General features: G+C 40.2%; 15 protein-coding genes. All 15 read left to right on the forward strand.

Translation table 11 applies throughout. The features are described 5' to 3' along the window. Positions 1–176 precede the first annotated feature (176 nt). The 15 genes from QR40_RS06105 (at position 177) to QR40_RS06175 (ending at position 17,447) form a co-directional block, all read left to right on the forward strand. Positions 177–698 carry a peptidylprolyl isomerase gene (locus tag QR40_RS06105; protein WP_027296290.1) on the forward strand — a complete coding sequence of 174 codons (522 nt, stop codon included), beginning with the start codon at positions 177–179 and terminating at the stop codon, positions 696–698. A gap of 375 nt (positions 699–1,073) precedes the next feature. Continuing rightward, positions 1,074–3,695, forward strand: coding sequence for a bifunctional acetaldehyde-CoA/alcohol dehydrogenase (gene adhE, locus QR40_RS06110; protein WP_044293896.1), 2,622 nt, complete (start codon positions 1,074–1,076; stop codon positions 3,693–3,695). Positions 3,696–3,924: 229 nt separating this feature from the next. Further along, positions 3,925–4,671, forward strand: coding sequence for a phosphotransferase family protein (locus QR40_RS06115; protein WP_027296292.1), 747 nt, complete (start codon positions 3,925–3,927; stop codon positions 4,669–4,671). 243 nt (positions 4,672–4,914) lie between these two features. After that, on the forward strand, positions 4,915–5,739 hold the full coding sequence (locus QR40_RS06120) for a GNAT family N-acetyltransferase (protein WP_052430720.1): 825 nt from the start codon (positions 4,915–4,917) through the stop codon (positions 5,737–5,739). After that, positions 5,739–6,767, forward strand: coding sequence for a LacI family DNA-binding transcriptional regulator (locus QR40_RS06125; protein ID WP_044293897.1), 1,029 nt, complete (start codon positions 5,739–5,741; stop codon positions 6,765–6,767). Before QR40_RS06120 ends, QR40_RS06125 begins: the two co-directional genes overlap by 1 nt. Before the next feature lie 157 nt (positions 6,768–6,924). Then, the gene (locus tag QR40_RS06130; protein ID WP_044293898.1) at positions 6,925–7,728 is read left to right on the forward strand and encodes an AAC(3) family N-acetyltransferase; all 804 of its coding nucleotides are present in this window, start codon (positions 6,925–6,927) and stop codon (positions 7,726–7,728) included. Positions 7,729–7,818: 90 nt separating this feature from the next. Further along, positions 7,819–8,655, forward strand: coding sequence for an NAD(+) diphosphatase (gene nudC, locus QR40_RS06135; protein WP_044293899.1), 837 nt, complete (start codon positions 7,819–7,821; stop codon positions 8,653–8,655). A 114-nt stretch (positions 8,656–8,769) separates the two neighbouring features. Continuing rightward, positions 8,770–9,438, forward strand: coding sequence for a TetR/AcrR family transcriptional regulator (locus tag QR40_RS06140; RefSeq protein ID WP_044293900.1), 669 nt, complete (start codon positions 8,770–8,772; stop codon positions 9,436–9,438). 97 nt (positions 9,439–9,535) lie between these two features. Next, positions 9,536–10,804: an MFS transporter gene (locus QR40_RS06145; RefSeq protein ID WP_044293901.1), complete on the forward strand. Its 1,269-nt coding sequence runs from the start codon at positions 9,536–9,538 to the stop codon at positions 10,802–10,804. Positions 10,805–10,974: 170 nt separating this feature from the next. Further along, entirely contained in the window at positions 10,975–11,766 is a 792-nt protein-coding gene (locus QR40_RS06150) for a ParA family protein (protein ID WP_027296298.1), read from the forward strand. Beyond that, complete coding sequence (locus tag QR40_RS29555; protein WP_052430721.1) at positions 11,753–12,277, forward strand: hypothetical protein; 525 nt, start codon at positions 11,753–11,755, stop codon at positions 12,275–12,277. The genes QR40_RS06150 and QR40_RS29555 overlap by 14 nt, the downstream gene beginning before the upstream one ends. A gap of 190 nt (positions 12,278–12,467) precedes the next feature. Then, positions 12,468–13,622 carry a 1-propanol dehydrogenase PduQ gene (locus tag QR40_RS06160; protein ID WP_027296299.1) on the forward strand — a complete coding sequence of 385 codons (1,155 nt, stop codon included), beginning with the start codon at positions 12,468–12,470 and terminating at the stop codon, positions 13,620–13,622. A gap of 79 nt (positions 13,623–13,701) precedes the next feature. Further along, entirely contained in the window at positions 13,702–14,634 is a 933-nt protein-coding gene (locus tag QR40_RS06165; RefSeq protein ID WP_027296300.1) for a DMT family transporter, read from the forward strand. A 177-nt stretch (positions 14,635–14,811) separates the two neighbouring features. After that, on the forward strand, positions 14,812–16,296 hold the full coding sequence (gene malQ, locus QR40_RS06170; RefSeq protein ID WP_044293902.1) for a 4-alpha-glucanotransferase: 1,485 nt from the start codon (positions 14,812–14,814) through the stop codon (positions 16,294–16,296). Positions 16,297–16,415: 119 nt separating this feature from the next. Next, entirely contained in the window at positions 16,416–17,447 is a 1,032-nt protein-coding gene (locus tag QR40_RS06175) for a LacI family DNA-binding transcriptional regulator (protein ID WP_044293903.1), read from the forward strand. The last annotated feature ends 229 nt before the right edge of the window (positions 17,448–17,676 follow it).

Below are 17,676 nucleotides of genomic sequence, written 5' to 3' on the forward strand. Positions count from 1 at the left end.
AGAGGTGGGGGCAAGGAGTGTTTCTTTGTGATTTTATGTAGAGATATGCTGTAAATATGCCTTGCAACATTGAAGATTACATATTATAATTTATTGGTACAGGCAGGAAAAAGTAACTGTTTGTAACACAGCCCTCCTTTATGGCGGGAATTACATTTAATGAAAGGAATAAAACTATGGCACAGAATCCAATTGTAACCATTACTATGGAAAATGGCGATGTTATGAAAGCAGAATTATATCCGGAGATTGCACCAAACAGTGTAAACAATTTTATCAGCCTTATAAAAAAAGGTTTCTATGATGGAATTATTTTTCACCGTGTAATCAATGGATTTATGATCCAGGGCGGATGTCCTAACGGAAATGGTATGGGAGGTCCGGGATATAGTATTAAAGGAGAGTTCTCACAGAATGGTTTTGCAAACCAGTTTAAACATACACCGGGTGTTCTTTCCATGGCAAGAGCTATGGATCCCAACTCTGCAGGTTCCCAGTTCTTCATTATGCATAAGAATTCACCTCATCTGGATGGATCTTATGCGGCTTTCGGTAAAATTACGGAGGGTATGGATGTTGTAAATAAGATAGCAGAAACAGATACAGATTACAGCGACCGTCCATTAGATGAGCAAAAGATTAAATCTATGACAGTAGATACTTTTGGTGTTGATTATCCGGAACCGGAGAAATGCTAATTTTTTAACAAACTAAAACAAATTTCATATAAATATTCCTCAGAGTTTGGCATTTTATTAACGAAATAAACCGCCGGACCTGGGGAATATTTTTTTGTTATTTGGAAATACTAGGTCAATTTACAAAAATTTTATAATTAGGGGTCCTGTCCTTTTGAAATGTGATTTTTTGTGAGAAAATCTGTATTTATAGCGAATTTGAGCAGGTTACAATGTGGAATTTTACGAGTATTCAGATGGTAAAAAAATCTTTGTAGTTTTTTTAAAAAAAGGATTGACAAAATTTTAACGGTATAGTATGATGACCTTGTTAAAAAATTGTCAATAAATGAACCAAAACAAATTATAAATTCACCTATTCAAGGAGGAACAAACATGGCTAAGAAAGAAACCACGGTTAATGTAGTACCTGAAGTGATTGACAGTGTTGAAGCATTGAATGCGAAACTGGCTGCTATGCGCGAAGCGCAGAAGGTATTTGCTACTTTCACACAGGAACAGGTAGATAAGATCTTTTTTGAAGCTGCTATGGCAGCAAATATGCAGCGTATTCCGCTGGCAAAACAGGCAGTTGCTGAAACAGGTATGGGTATTGTAGAAGATAAGGTTATCAAAAACCACTATGCTGCAGAGTATATCTACAATGCTTACAGAAGTACAAAGACCTGTGGCGTGATTGAAGAGGATTCTGCATTTGGTATTAAAAAAATTGCAGAGCCGTTAGGATTAATTGCAGCAGTAATCCCAACCACAAACCCGACTTCAACAGCAATCTTCAAGACTTTAATTTCTCTGAAGACCAGAAATGCCATCATCATCAGCCCGCATCCGCGTGCAAAAGACTGTACCATTGCAGCAGCTAAGATTGTTTTAGATGCAGCAGTAAAAGCAGGAGCACCGGAAGGCATCATCGGATGGATCGACGTTCCTTCCCTTGAATTAACAAATGAAGTAATGAAAGCAGCAGACTGCATCCTTGCAACCGGTGGCCCTGGTATGGTTAAAGCCGCATACTCTTCAGGAAAACCTGCTTTAGGTGTAGGCGCTGGTAATACCCCTGTTGTAATTGATGATACAGCAGATGTAAAACTTGCAGTAAACTCCATCATCCATTCCAAGACATTTGATAATGGTATGATCTGTGCTTCTGAGCAGTCTGTAACAGCAGTAGGAAGCATCTATGACGCAGTAAAGAAAGAATTCGCAGACCGCGGATGCTATTTCTTAAAAGGCGAAGAACTGGATAAGGTTCGTAAAACAATCATCATCAACGGCGCATTAAACGCTAAGATCGTTGGACAGTCCGCTTATACAATTGCAAAGCTTGCAGGTGTAGAAGTTCCGGAAGCAACCAAGATCCTGATCGGTGAAGTAGAATCTGTAGACATCAGTGAAGAATTCGCACATGAGAAATTATCTCCGGTACTGGCATTATATAAAGCAAAAGACTTCGATGAAGCTCTTGTAAAAGCAGCTCAGTTAGTAGCTGACGGCGGATACGGACATACAGCATCCCTGTACATCCATCCGGCACAGAAAGAAAAAATGGAAAAACACGCAGCAGCTATGAAGACCTGCCGTGTATTAATCAATACTCCTGCAGCTCAGGGTGGTATTGGTGACTTATACAACTTCAAACTGGCTCCATCTTTAACACTTGGATGCGGATCCTGGGGCGGTAACTCCATTTCCGAGAATGTTGGTGTAAAACACTTAATCAACATCAAGACAGTTGCTGAGAGGAGAGAAAATATGCTGTGGTTTAGAACACCTGAAAAAGTTTACTTCAAAAAAGGCTGTATGCCGGTTGCTCTTGATGAACTGGGAACAATCATGAATAAGAAAAAATGCTTTATCGTAACGGATAGTTTCTTATATAAGAATGGTTATGTAAAACCAATCGAAGAGAAATTAGACGCTATGGGAATCCAGCATACCTGCTTCTTTGACGTAGCTCCGGACCCAACACTTGCATGTGCACAGGCTGGTGCAAAAGCAATGACAGAATTCGAACCGGATACGATCATTGCACTTGGCGGTGGTTCTGCAATGGATGCTGCTAAGATTATGTGGGTAATGTACGAACATCCGGAAGCTGACTTCATGAGAATGGCAATGGACTTCATGGATATCCGTAAGAGAGTATACACCTTCCCTAAGATGGGCGAAAAAGCTTACTTCGTAGCTATCCCTACATCTTCAGGTACAGGTTCTGAGGTTACACCATTTGCAATTATCACAGATGAAAAATCCGGAGTAAAATATCCGTTAGCAGACTATGAACTGCTTCCTAACATGGCTATCATTGATGCTGATAACATGATGAACCAGCCAAAAGGCTTAACAAGTGCTTCCGGTATCGACGTAATGACACATGCATTAGAAGCATACGTTTCCATCATGGCTACAGACTATACAGACGGTCTTGCATTAAAAGCAATTAAAAATGTATTCCAGTATCTTCCTTCAGCATATGAAAACGGAGCAAATGATCCGATCGCAAGAGAAAAAATGGCTGATGCTGCTTGTATGGCAGGTATGGCATTCGCTAACGCATTCCTTGGAATCAACCACTCTCTTGCCCATAAATTAGGTGCATTCCATCACCTGCCACATGGTGTTGCAAATGCTTTAATCCTTACAAGAGTTATGCGTTTCAACGCAGTTGACGTTCCTACAAAGATGGGTACATTCTCTCAGTATCAGTATCCGCATGCAAAAGAAAGATATGCGGAAGCAGCTCGCTTTGCAGGCATCGTAGGCAAGGATGACAATGATACATTCGAAAAATTAATTGCAGCATTAGAAGACTTAAAAGAAAAAATTGGTATCAAAAAATGCATCGCTGATTACGGCGTAGATGAAAAATACTTCCTGGATACATTAGATGACATGGTTGAACAGGCATTTGATGATCAGTGTACAGGAGCTAACCCAAGATATCCTCTTATGAAGGAAATCAAAGAAATTTATTTAGCTGCATACTATGGCAAATAGGATTCCTATATGGTATAGTTTATAGATAAGCTGTTCAGTCGGATACCTTGCTATAGTATGAAGAATTACGGCAGATTGAGTCTACAGTCTGCCGTAATTTCCACGATCAGTTTTATTCCAAGAACGGTTGAATGGCAGTTTGTAAACATCAATTGCCAGGCAGTCCTCCTTAGTACATTACAAGTGTCTGCCTGGCAGAACCAACAACATGGAAAAGGGGGATTTTCTAATGTCAGAATTACAGATTATTGCAAAAAGGGACCAGAAAATGGTTTACAGAGACGGCGGCAAGGCGGTCAAGGTATTTGAATCAAGTTTCACGAAAGCAAATATTTTAAATGAAGCATTAAATCAGGCAAGAGCAGAAGAAACGGGACTTAATATCCCGCAGGTTCTGGAAGTAACGAAAGTCGATGGAAAATGGGCGATCGTATCTGAATTTGTCCAAGGTAAGACATTAGAGCAGTTGATGCAGGAGCATCCGGAAAGGCTTGAGGAATATATGAATTTATTTGTTGACCTTCAGCTTGAGATGCACAGCAAAAAAGCACCTTTATTAAACAAGTTAAAAGATAAGATGATTCGTAAGATTACTGCAGCAGGTCTGGATGCAACTGTTCGTTATGAACTCAACACCCGCCTGCAGGGGATGCCTACCCATACCAAAGTATGTCATGGCGATTTCAACCCGAGCAATATTATTATCGATGAAAGCGGAACAGCTGCGATTGTTGACTGGGCACATGCCACCCAGGGTAACGCAAGTGCCGATACCGCCAATACTTATCTCTGCTTCGCATTGCAAAATCATGAAGCAGCAAAGCTTTACATGGATCTATTCTGCAGGAAGAGTGACACTGCAAAACAATACGTAGAGCAGTGGCTTCCGATTGTAGCTGCATCCCGCCTCACAAAAGGTGTGGAAGCAGAAAAAGAATTTTTAATGAAGTGGATTGATGTTTGCGAATATCAATAGAATGACTGGAATAAAATTGAAGATTGAGTAGTGGGGAACGAAGGAATGCCGGGTGATTGGGCATTCCTTTGTTCTTGTGGTTTACTAAGATGATATAGATTGCGGATATTGCAGGATTTCTTGGACTAAATATGATATAATAAAAATATTGCAAATAATTATTTAAAAGTTTAACATAATAAAAAATTAAATCTTTTCAGGCTGCATCAATAAGAATATATATTACAGCCTAATCGGAGCCCTATGATTATCATAAATGACATTATATTCAATCAAAACATAGAGAACAACAATATAATAGAAGAAATAAACCAGTTTTTCAATCGCCTGCAAAAGGAAGGATGGAAAGTGATAACTGCAGCATCTGACATGTCTTATGATCTGGAATCCGTAATTCTGATCACAAATTCAGCTGCCAATGGAAAAAAAGCGAAAAACGCAGGAATTCCCTGCGTTTTTTATGATGCACTGGGAAGTGCAGCCGGTATTTACGGGGTTGATATGGTGGTAGAAGGTCTGGAAGAAGTGGGCAGCGAATTCTTGATGAGTGTCTATAACAGACACTATAAGATCGCTTCTGTTATCACGGAGACAGCCCGTTTACTTATTCGGGAAACTGTACCGGAAGATGTGTATGAATTATATGAGATATACAAAGATCCGGAGATATCCAGGTATTTACCGGCACTGCCAAAGGATCTTAATGAGGAAAGAGAGATTTTGGAATCCTATTTTGATCATATGTATGCATTATATGGATATGGTATGTGGACTGTAGTTGAAAAAAGTTCCAGTCAGATGATTGGCAGAGTGGGATTTGAAAATGGGGAATTGGAAGGAGCAGGAATGATTGAACTGGGATATCTGATTGGCAGCGTCTGGCAGAAACAGGGATATGCATTTGAAGCAGTCAGAGCTGTTCTGGATTATGGGAAGACATTTTTGGGATTTGAGGAAGTCTATATCAGAACGAAATCAGAGAATCTGGGTTCCCGTGCTTTGGCTGAAAAAGCAGGCTTTCAGCTGATCAAAGATGGTGATATACAGTATTACAGAAGGGGATTATAATGGCTGAAGAAGAAAAGCAGGAATATCGTGTGCGGATTATAGATATAGCAGATGAGCTGGGGGTGAGCACAGCCACGGTATCTAATGTCATCCACGGGAAGACGAAAAAGATTTCGGAGACTACCGTAGCAAAAGTGCAGGAAGTATTGGAGAAAAATCAGTATTTTCCCAATATGGCATCTATTTTGATGGCGCAAAATGATGCGCGAATCATCGGGGTGATACTGTCTGATGACTGTAAATACGAAGGCAGAATGATTGAAGATCCATTTGTCGGTACGGTGGTTTCCAACCTTTTGAAGGAAATTCAGGCAAAGGGATATTTTATGCTGCTTCGGGAAGAAGATGATTTGGAGGAAATTGTCCGATATTCTTCGATCTGGAATATGGCTGGGATTCTATTACTGGGATTTTGTGAACAGGAGTATGAGAAGCTGAGAAGCAGAATGAGAATTCCGTTTGTTGTAATTGACGGTTTTCTGAAAAAAATAGATCGCTATGGGAATATCGGCATTGATAACTTTAGCGGTGGATACCAGATGGGGGAGTATCTGTGGAATATGGGGCATCGTAATATATTATTTCTGGCAGATAATGATGAGTGCGCAGATCACCAGAGATACTGTGGATTTGTGAAGGCTATCACAGAATGGGGCGGAGGTATGTGTGATTTTAAAATGCTGCCAATGGAAGCCGGAAAACGCCCGGAGGTCTATGAACAATTATTATCCCAACTGGGAGAATATACGGCGGCGTTCTGTGCTTCTGATGTATATGCCATAGAATTTATGAGTTATTTGACGGATCATGGGTACCGTATACCGGAGGATTTTTCCGTATCCGGGTTTGATGATGTGTCGGCGGCACAGATAGTGAGACCAAAGCTTACTACAATCCGGCAGGATTTAAAAGAGAAAGCGGCTTCGGCAATGGATTTACTGGAGTCAATGATGAAAGGAAATATTATACAGGAAGAAAGGATCTTACCGGTTATGCTGGTGGAACGGCAGAGTGTAAAAAAAATATAATGTGGCTTTCGTTAAATTGTACAAAAATATCTTGAAAGAATTGGCTTTGGTTACGCGGTTAACCTTTTGTTTTTCAGAAAAAGCGTGATAGGATAAAGGTATTGGAAAGAAAGGAATCCTTTCCAGAATGCCGACTTATAATGCGAGGAGAAACAAAATGACGAATAATGATGAAAACAGAGCATTTTTAACAAAAGCAGATTTCATGGAAGGATTTCATGAAATAGGAATAAAAAAAGGAGCAGCCGTTTTTGTGCACACTTCGCTGAGCAGTCTTGGATTTGTATGTGGAGGGGCACAAGTTGTGATTGAAGCACTGTTAGAGTCTGTTGGTGAGGAAGGAACCATTATGATGCCAACCCAGAGCTGGAAGAACATGGATCCGGATACAGGAGTTCATGGGGATCTTCCAAGAAAGTGGTATCCTGTCATACGCAAATGCTGGCCTGCATATGACCCTGAAATCACCCCTTCCAATAACATGGGGGCAGTAGCAGAAATGTTTCGCAAATGGCCGGGTGCAAAGCGCAGCAGTCATCCGGTGCGTTCTGTGACAGCGGTGGGAAGATATGCAGAGTTTTTAACAGAAAAGCACGATTTATCCAATATCTTTGGTGCAGGATCCCCGATCGATCGCTTGTACCAGCTGGGCGGGGAAGTTTTACTGATTGGAGTGGGATATGATAAGAACACATCGCTGCATCTGGCAGATGCAATAGCTGATTATCCGGGAAAGCATAGTGAGGTTCAGAGCAGTGCAGTCAATAAGGGCGGAATCAGACAATGGGTTACTTACGAGACACTGGCGGTGGATGGTGAGGATTTTCAAAAAATTGGGGAAGCTTTTGAAGAGGAAAACGAAGTAAGGGTGGTACAACTGGGAAATGCGGATATTCGCATCATGAAGCAAAGAGAACTGGTGGACTTTGCTGTTAAGTGGATTGAAAAATATAGAAAATAAAAGAATATAAGAGGCGGATTCTGAAAAACATTGAAAGCTTTTTCTAAACCTGATATAATGCAGAAAACAAAACGAAAGGTGGAGGAATAAATGATTCAGGATATAGCACCATATGTTTTAGATAATCAGTATACCCCTGATTTGCCAAATAAGGATAGTTTTCTGCTTTGTTTTCATGGAAATGAAGTTTTGATAAATATCAGTGATGACCAAATCGTCTTTCCGAGGTTAAAAGACCTGGAATCGATGGAAGAGAATCTGCAGGAGGGATGTACTTATTTATTTTCAATCAACAGCCAGAGTTTTTATCTGGCAAATAACATAGCAAATTCCCCTGGAACAGGATTTACCATGGCGAATGTGGAAATATTCCGGACTGCACAGCCCCAATATCTGTCATTTGCAGGAATAACCGCATTTCAAATATTCAGCTGGTATCAAACCAGACGTTTTTGTGGCAGATGCGGTAAACCTATGAAACATCATGATAAAGAACGAATGATGTTTTGCAGCGAATGCGGATTACAGGAATATCCCAAACTTTCACCTGCAGTAATTGTAGGAATTGTAGATGGAAATAAGCTTCTGATGTCCAGATATTCCGGGCGGAATTATAAGAAATATGCTTTGATAGCGGGATTTGCAGAGGTTGGTGAGACGATTGAAGAAACAGTAAAACGGGAAGTTATGGAAGAAGTGGGGCTTAAAGTAAAGAATATAAGATATTATAAAAGCCAGCCCTGGGCTTTTTCCAGTACATTGCTGTTCGGATTTTATGCAGACCTTGATGGCGCAAAAGACATAACGCTGGATCGGAATGAGCTGGAATTTGCAGAGTGGTTTAACAGAGAAGATATACCGGTTTGCGACACCGCGATTAGTCTGACGAATGAAATGATAATGAGATTTAGAGAGAATAAAGAGTAAAAATTATACAGATCAGAAGGTAACGTTATCGAAGACCAGAATAATGATTGACAATGCGTAAAAGTTCCTGTATACTACATACATACCAATAGTATGTATACAGGAGATGAACGTATGGCTAGAAATAAGTATCCGGAAGTTACAGTAAATCGTATCTTAGATGTGGCTACCAGATTGTTTGTGGAAAAAGGATACGATAGTACAACAATTCAGGCAATAATAGATGAATTGGGGGATTTAAGCAAGGGTGCCATCTACCATCATTTTAAATCCAAAGAAGATATTATTGAAGCCGTTATGGAGCGTATGTTTGCAGAGATGTATAGTAGTGTATATGCGATAATGGAAGACTCATCACTAAATGGTTTACAGAAGATACAGAAAACGATTCGGGTTTCTTTGGGAAATCCAAATCAGGAAAAGGTACTGAAGTCGGCGCCGGATCTAATGCATAACTCACGCTTTTTGGCAGCACAACTGTATGGTAGTATTAATAATTTTTGCAGAGAAGTGATAGAGCCTCTGGTGCATGAGGGAATTAAAGACGGTTCCATTTGTACGAAGTATCCCAAACAATTGGCGGAGATGCTGATAATCCTGTCTAATATCTGGTTGAACCCGGCAGTATTTCCGGTTCCGGATAATGAACTGTATGATAAATTTTTATTTCTAAAAGATGTAGGAGAGCGTATAGGCATTCCCGTTTTAGATGATAGTATGCTTGAAAGACTGCAATACTTTCGACGCATCATGGATGAGAACTCAGCAAAAGAATTATCATAAAAAAGATAGCAACTCAATTACTGTCACGTAATATAGTGGCAGTATATTTTTAAACATATACATACCAAACGTCGGTATCAATTAAGGAGGATTTAGAATGAATCAAAAAACAACTTTATTCCACCGGGATTTCACACTGGTGGTAATCGGACAGATTATTTCCCTTTTTGGAAATGCAATTATTCGATTCGCACTGCCACTTTACCTGCTGAATATAACGGGATCTGCTGCTTATTTTGGGCTTGCCAGCGCACTGTCATTTATTCCAATGATTGTGTTAACTCCTATTGGAGGGATGATTGCAGACAGGGTGAATAAAAGAAATATTATGGTGGTACTGGATTTTGCCACAGCAGCGCTCATAACCATATTTTCAATTACTATGGGGAGATTGAATCTGATTGTACTATTGATCATTACATTAATGATTCTTTATGGAATACAGGGGGTTTATCAGCCTGCTGTTCAGGCTAGTATGCCCCTGCTGGCAGATGAAGAACATTTACTGCAGGCGAATGCCGTGATCAATCAGGTCAGCGCACTTTCTAATTTACTGGGTCCTATTATAGGAGGAATATTATTTGGATTATGGGGACTGACCCCGATTTTGGCAATTGGCGGTATTTGCTTTTTCTGCTCTGCGGTAATGGAGATTTTTATACGTATTCCAAATGTGAAGACTAGAAAAGCGACAAGTATTCTGGTATTAGTGAAAAGTGATTTTAAGGAAAGCATGACTTTTATTGTTAAAGAAAACCCCATTATCATGAAAGGTATCATGATTGTGGCAGCGTTTAATTTATTCCTGAGTTCTATGGTGATGGTATCCATGCCGGTTATGATTACACAGACTCTGGGGATGCCGGACCAGATGTATGGATATGCCCAGGGGGCTTTGGCAGCAGGTGGGTTACTTGGGGGCATACTGACGGGTGTTCTGGCTAAAAAATTAAAGGTGGAGCAGACCTCATGGATGCTTTTAGGTTCTGCGATACTGTTAATTCCTATGGGGGCTGTGTTTTTAATTGATTGTACCCCAATGGCTGCGTATATCATTATTACCATAAGCAGTTTTGGATTGATGGGTATGTCTACCATGTTCAGCGTGCAGATGCTATCTTTTGTTCAGGGGCAGACTCCGGCACATTTATTAGGAAAGGTAATTTCCTGGGTACTGGCATTGGCTATGTGTTCGCAGCCGGTTGGGCAGGCAATGTATGGAGCTCTATTTGAAAAATTTAAAATGACACCGCATATCGTTATTTTTGGTGCAGCTTTTATCTCAATTGTAATTGCATTAGCAGCAGGAAAAGTCTTCCGATCCATGGGACAGTCATTTGAAAAGGAAGAAGTGGGAAGTTATTAGAGAAATATCTTGTACCAGGTTTTGAATTTACTCAAAACCTGGTTCTTTTGTTATCTGAAAAAGAAATCTTATTCCGGGAACAGTAAGAAATTAAAAGTTGAAATAAGTCAAAAAACCTCGTATAATCAATTTTATATAAGAAATATCTATGAAATAAAGCGAGGTGCCTGATGAAAGAAACAAAAGTCATTTGTTTTACGAATAATAAAGGAGGAAGTGGTAAATCTACTACCTGCTCTAATGTAGGATGTGCTATGGCTATGGCCGGGAAAAAAGTGCTTTTGATCGATGCGGATATGCAGCTGAATTTATCACTGTCATTTTTTACAGAGGATGAGGTATTAGAATTTGCTACAGGCGATAAGAATCTTTATCAGGCGATAAAGGCCCAAAAGGACTTGAGTGATTACATAGTTTCTACCGCTTATGAGAATCTGGATCTGATTCCTTCTTCTACTTTAATGAGTTCTATTGAATATGAATTGTTTACAAAATGGCAGAGAGAATTAATTCTGAAAAAGTGTCTTGAGAAGGTTCGTACATCCGGTATCTACGATTATATACTGATTGATGCACCTCCTACGCTTGGAGGATGGGTAATGAACATACTCTGTGCATCCGATCAGGTAATCATACCGGTAGAAGCCAGTCCCTGGGGCTTATTTGGCCTGGCAAATATGTTTGATTTTTTAAATGAGGTTAAGCAGATTTCAACAGAACTGAAACTGTTGGGAATTGTAGTAACAAAAGTAGATACCAGAAAGAATTATTTTAAACAGACAATGGAAACATTAAAGGAGATGGAAGATATCCATTTATTCGAATCTTATATTCGGGTGGACAGTTCTATCGAATGGTCACAGGATAACAGCGCACCGGTAGTTGCCTATAAAAAGAGCAGCAGAAGTGCAAAAGAATATACAGCATTGGCAGAGGAGGTACTGGAAATTGGCAGTAGGTAGAGGAAGCATCATGAGAGCAGCGAAATCCGGAAGTAAAAAGGAAAATAATATAGAGTTTATGACACAGGCAACAGAAAATCAAGTGGAGGAAAAAAGTATGGCAGAAGAGAAGCAGGAAGTAAAAGAAGCAGCTGAAATGCCGGCAGAAGAACAAAAGGAATCTGTTAAATCAGAAACAAAAGCGGAAGTGTCTGCAGCTGAAAAACCAGTGAAAAAAACGACCAGAAGAAAAACTGCGCCTAAGGAAGAGCCGGTAACGAAGGAAGAGCCAGATAAAAAGGCTGAACTGGCAAAGAAGGCAGAACCAGCTAAAAAAGCGGCTTCGGCAAAGAAAACGGCTGCAGTAAAAACAACATCAAAAGCAGCACCTGTGAAAAAAGCAGCTGCAAAAACAAAGGCTCCGGCACGAGTAAAAAAGGAAACGAAAGAAACCGTTGTGGTTGAACAGGAAACAGGGGTACAGAAGAATTATATCGGTATTAAGGATAAAATGCCCACTTATTTATTATAAAAAGTTTTTTCAGAATACCTTTCTTTTCCAGCATTTATTATACGGCAGCAGCGGGTTTTGGATTAGGTAGATTTCAATGTGGATTTTTGTTGTTTTCTAGGATTTAAACTTGCGAATCCCAAATAAATGTGGTATATTAATGTTAATATGTTAACAATGACAAAAAAGTGATAAAGAAGGGACGGGAATCATGAATAGTTTTGATATTAAGACGAAGATATATTTCGGTGACAATGCATTAGACCGTTTGACAGATATTCCATATCAGAAAATAATGATTATAACAGATCCGTTTGTAGTCCAGAGCGGTATGATCGAACTGGTAACAAGACGATTGGACAAGAGTGGGAAAGAATATTCCATATACAAGGATGTAGTGCCGGATCCACCGATTGAAAAAGTAGTTTTAGGCGTAAAAGCACTGTTGGAATATCAGCCGGAAGCAATTGTTGCAGTAGGCGGCGGTTCCGCGATTGATTCCGCAAAAGGTATGCGCGAGTTTGCTACAAAGCTTGGTGCAAAAGAAGAAATGGCTTTAATTGCAATACCTACTACAAGTGGTACAGGCTCTGAAGTAACGTCATTTTCTGTCATTTCCGACCCGGTAGAACAGATTAAATATCCACTGGTTTCTGAAAGCCTGCTTCCAACCGAAGCGATTTTAGATGCAGAGCTGACCAGAAGTGTTCCGCCTGCAATCACAGCAGATACCGGAATGGATGTATTTACCCATGCGTTAGAAGCATATGTAAGTACCGAAAATCAGGAATTTGCAGCAGCATTATCCGAAAAAGCAATTGAAATCTGCGGCAGCTTCTTATTACGTGCTTACCTGGATGGAAGCGACACACATGCCAGAAAGAAAATGCATATTGCATCTTGTCTTGCAGGACTTGCATTTAACTCCGCTTCGCTGGGGATTAATCACAGTATGGCACATCAGCTGGGGGCAAGATTCCATATTCCTCATGGACGTGCGAATGCAATGCTGCTGCCATTTATTATTCAATATAACAGTTACATAAGCAAACACAGCAGAAGTCAGAAGGAATACCCGAAACAGGTTAAAAAATACGTAACGATCGCAAGAATCTTAGGACTTCAGAACTTTAATACAATCACTACCATTAGAGCATTGGTAGCCTGGGTACAGTTCATGTTAAGAGAAATGGATATTCCGCTTTGTATTGCACAGACTGGAAAATGCACAAAAGAAGAATATTTTGCAGCAATTCCGGCTATGGCGGATGCAGCTTTAGCGGATGCCTGTACACCAACCAATCCAAGAGTTCCAACCAAAGATGATATTATGGACATCTACGAACGTCTCTGGGATGTAAATTAATAAATAGATACGAAATAGGGCCGCACAAGAGCATTTTTCAGAGATGATCTTGTGTTTGGCTCTGTTTTTTGGAGAGAATATGAAAAAAGATGCGGGTCATTATTTGACAAATCCCTGGATAGTAGGAATACTTGCCGTGATCAGCACTGCTTTGTGGGGAAGTGCGTATCCCTGTGTGAAATCGGGATATGAGATCTTTCAGATAGCTGCAGAGGATATTGGATCAAAAATTTTATTTGCGGGCTATCGATTTTTCCTTGCAGGGATCATGACGTTTGTTTTTGTATGGATACTAAAGAAAAGATTCCCGGTTCCGGTTCGGAAAATGATACCCGGAATATTGGGACTGGGTGTGGTACAGACCACGATACAGTACATTTTTTTCTATATCGGAGTTGCGAATACCACCGGTGTAAAAGGATCAATCATTAGTGCGTCGAATTCCTTTTTTACCATATTACTGGCTCATTTTTTTATGAAAAGTGAGAAGCTGAATATTCAAAAATGTGTGGGGTGTCTTCTTGGGTTTGGAGGAGTCATTCTTACTAATTTTTCCCTGAGTGGATGGGATACATCTTTTTCAATTCAGGGGGAAGGATTTTTGATGATTTCTGCATTGGCATATTCTGTGGCTTCTTTGTGGTCAAAGCGGCTTGCGCAAAAAGAAGATCCCATTTTGATTACTGCATTGCAGCTCTTATCTGGAGGTGCTCTGTTAATTGGAATAGGATTTTTAAGCGGTGGAAAAATTGTCAGCGGATTCTCTGCATCCGGGTTACTTCTGCTTTTATATATGGCATTTATATCCTCTGCAGCATTTTCCATATGGACGATTCTGCTGAAATATAATCCCGTGGGAAAGGTAGCGATCTATGGGTTTATGATTCCGGTGTTTGGAGTGTTTTTATCTGCAATTTTCCTTCAGGAGAATGCCTTTACCCTGAGAAATCTTGGGGCATTGATTCTCGTCAGTGCCGGAATTATAGTCGTTAACAGGCGTAAGATAAAGTAGTTAAAGTAAATGTGCACAGAATACAGGGCTGTAACTTATGCGTTTTTCTGAAATGCAAAAAATCAGGAGAATTGGAGTTGCCAGCCGTGTATATCTGTGCTATGATAATTATAGAATTGGAAACGGTACCGATAACGTTACCGGAAACAGATAAAGAAGAACAGAGGAGGCACTTATATGAGAGCCAGTGGAATGTTATTACCGATAGCCAGCCTTCCATCTAAGTATGGAATTGGCACATTTTCAAAAAGCGCATATGATTTTGTAGATATATTAAAGGCGGCAGGCCAGAAGTTCTGGCAGATTCTTCCTCTAGGTCCTACGGGGTATGGGGATTCACCATACCAGTCATTTTCTACCTATGCTGGAAATCCATATTTCATTGATCTGGACCAGCTGGTGGAAGAAGGATTGTTAAGTGAAAAAGAATGTAAGTCTTTTGATTTTGGTACAAATAGAAGACATATTGATTATGGAAAGATCTATGACTCCCGATTTCTCCTTTTACGGAAAGCTTACGAGCACTGTGAATTAGAAGGAAATCAGGATTACCAGAAATTCTTAGCAGAGAATGAGGAATGGCTGGATGATTATTGCCTGTATATGGCGGTAAAAAATCATTTTGACGGAGTCAGCTGGGACCATTGGGATGAGGATATCCGGCTTCGTAAACCGGAGGCAATGGAAAAGTACAGGAATCTGTATGAAGATGAAATTAATTTTTTCCGCTTTCAGCAGTTTAAGTTCCAGGAACAATGGTATGCATTAAAGAAATACGCAAATCAAAGCGGTGTGGAGATTATTGGAGACATTCCCATTTATGTAGCATTTGACAGCGCAGATACCTGGGCGCGTCCGGATTTATTTCAGTTTGATGCTGAGAATCTGCCCATCGATGTAGCTGGGTGCCCTCCGGATGGATTTTCAGCTACAGGCCAGTTGTGGGGGAATCCTCTGTATAAATGGGAATATCACAAAGAGACCGGATATGTATGGTGGGCAAAACGTATGGAACGGTGTTTCCGCCTTTACGACATTGTGAGGGTAGATCATTTCCGGGGATTTGATGAATATTACGCGATTCCTTATGGAAATAAGACTGCAGAAAATGGATGTTGGAAAAAGGGTCCGGGACTGGATCTGTTCAGGCAGTTAAGGAAGCAGTTAGGGGAAATGCGGGTGATTGCGGAAGATCTCGGATATTTAACTCCAAGTGTTATACAGATGGTGGAAGAGAGCGGATTCCCGGGGATGAAAGTGCTGGAATTTGCATTTGATTCCAGGGAACCAAGTAATTACCTGCCTCATAACTATGACAAGAACTGTGTGGTTTATACCGGTACCCACGATAACCAGACACTGAGAACCTGGTATTATGAAATGGCAGAGGAAGACCGGGAGCTTGCTAAAGAATATATGAATCTGTATGGCAGAAGCGATGAAGAAATTCACTGGGAGTTCATTCGTTTGGCACTTTCCAGTGTGGCAATGCTGGCGGTAATACCGGTACAGGATTATCTTTATCTGGATTCCGATGCCAGAATTAATACGCCGTCTACTTTAGGTGATAATTGGACCTGGCGTTTAACCGATGAAGATTTTGATGAAGAATTGATTAGCAAAATCAGAAAACTTTGTGTTTTATTTGGCAGAAGTGAGTAAGACAATGGGATAGATAAAACCGGAGCAGAGGATAGTACTGCATTACATCTTATTTTTCTTGTATTTTTATTCATCAGTTGATATACTTTTACTATTAGATAGTGGGAAGAGGAAGATCAATGGAAACTATTACGATTAAGGATATAGCAAAGTTATGCGGTGTTGGTGTGAGTACGGTGTCCAGGGCGATGAATAATCATCCGGATATTAATGAAGAAACGAAGCAGAAAATCATGGAAGTGATTAAGGATTATCATTATGTCCCCAACAACAGCGCAAGGAATTTAAAGCGTGCAGATGCAAAGGCAATTGCAGTATTAATTAAGGGGATTACGAACCCGTTTTTCAGCAAAATGATCAAAATATTTGAGCAGGAAATTCAGGAGAAAAAATATACATTTGTCCTGCAGCATGTGGATGACCACCAGGATGAGGTGGATGTTGCAATCCGCCTGGAAAAGGAAAAAAGATTGAATGGAATTGTATTTTTAGGCGGTCATTTTTCCCATTCCAGAGAGAAGCTGGAGCAGATTCCAGTTCCCTTTGTACTCAGTACAATCGGTCTGCGGGACCAATCCGGCAGTGAAAGGTATTCCAGTGTCTACGTGGATGATGTAAAGGAAAGTGCCAAGATGGTAAGTTACCTGATTGAGCAGGGACACCGTAAAATTGCTATAATCGCATCCGGTGAGGATGATGAGAGTATTGGAAGGCTCCGGCTGGAGGGGTACAGAAGGGCGCTGGAGGAACATGGTATTGAATACGATGAATCCTATGTAGCCCGGATGAAGGACGATGTGGATAGTTATTCAATGGAAAACGGTTATGCAGTTACGAAGGAACTGCTGGAATCAGGAAAAGATTTTACGGCTATCTTTGCAATTTCTGACAGTATTGCAATTGGATGCTGCAAGGCTATTTTTGATGCCGGAAAGAGTGTGCCGGAGAACTATTCGGTAGCGGGATTTGACGGTCTGGAAATGGCGGCTTATTATCATCCGTCTGTCACAACAATAAAACAGCCGGTAGAGGAAATGGCAGAAGCTACGATAAAAATGCTCTTTGATGTGATCTTAAACGGTGCACGGGAACAACAGAGAGTATTTGATGGAGAACTAATAGAGGGAAAATCCGTAAAAAGGATAGAGTGAGAATGAGATAAAGTATCTGCAGGATATGGGAGTGTAAAATATTGTGATTAAAAGAGAGTGAAAAAAGTTTCTTCGAACTTATGCACTCTCTTTTAATTTTCATTTTAGAGAATTGTTCGAAAGGGGCGCTATTCATCCATTGCTTTTTTATTTTAGAAAATATATAGAATCATTTTAGAAATTCTGGGCGCGAAAGTCCTTGTAAAAAATCATTAAATCATATACAATA

This window comes from Robinsoniella peoriensis (genome assembly GCF_000797495.1).
Lineage (GTDB): Bacteria > Bacillota > Clostridia > Lachnospirales > Lachnospiraceae > Robinsoniella > Robinsoniella peoriensis.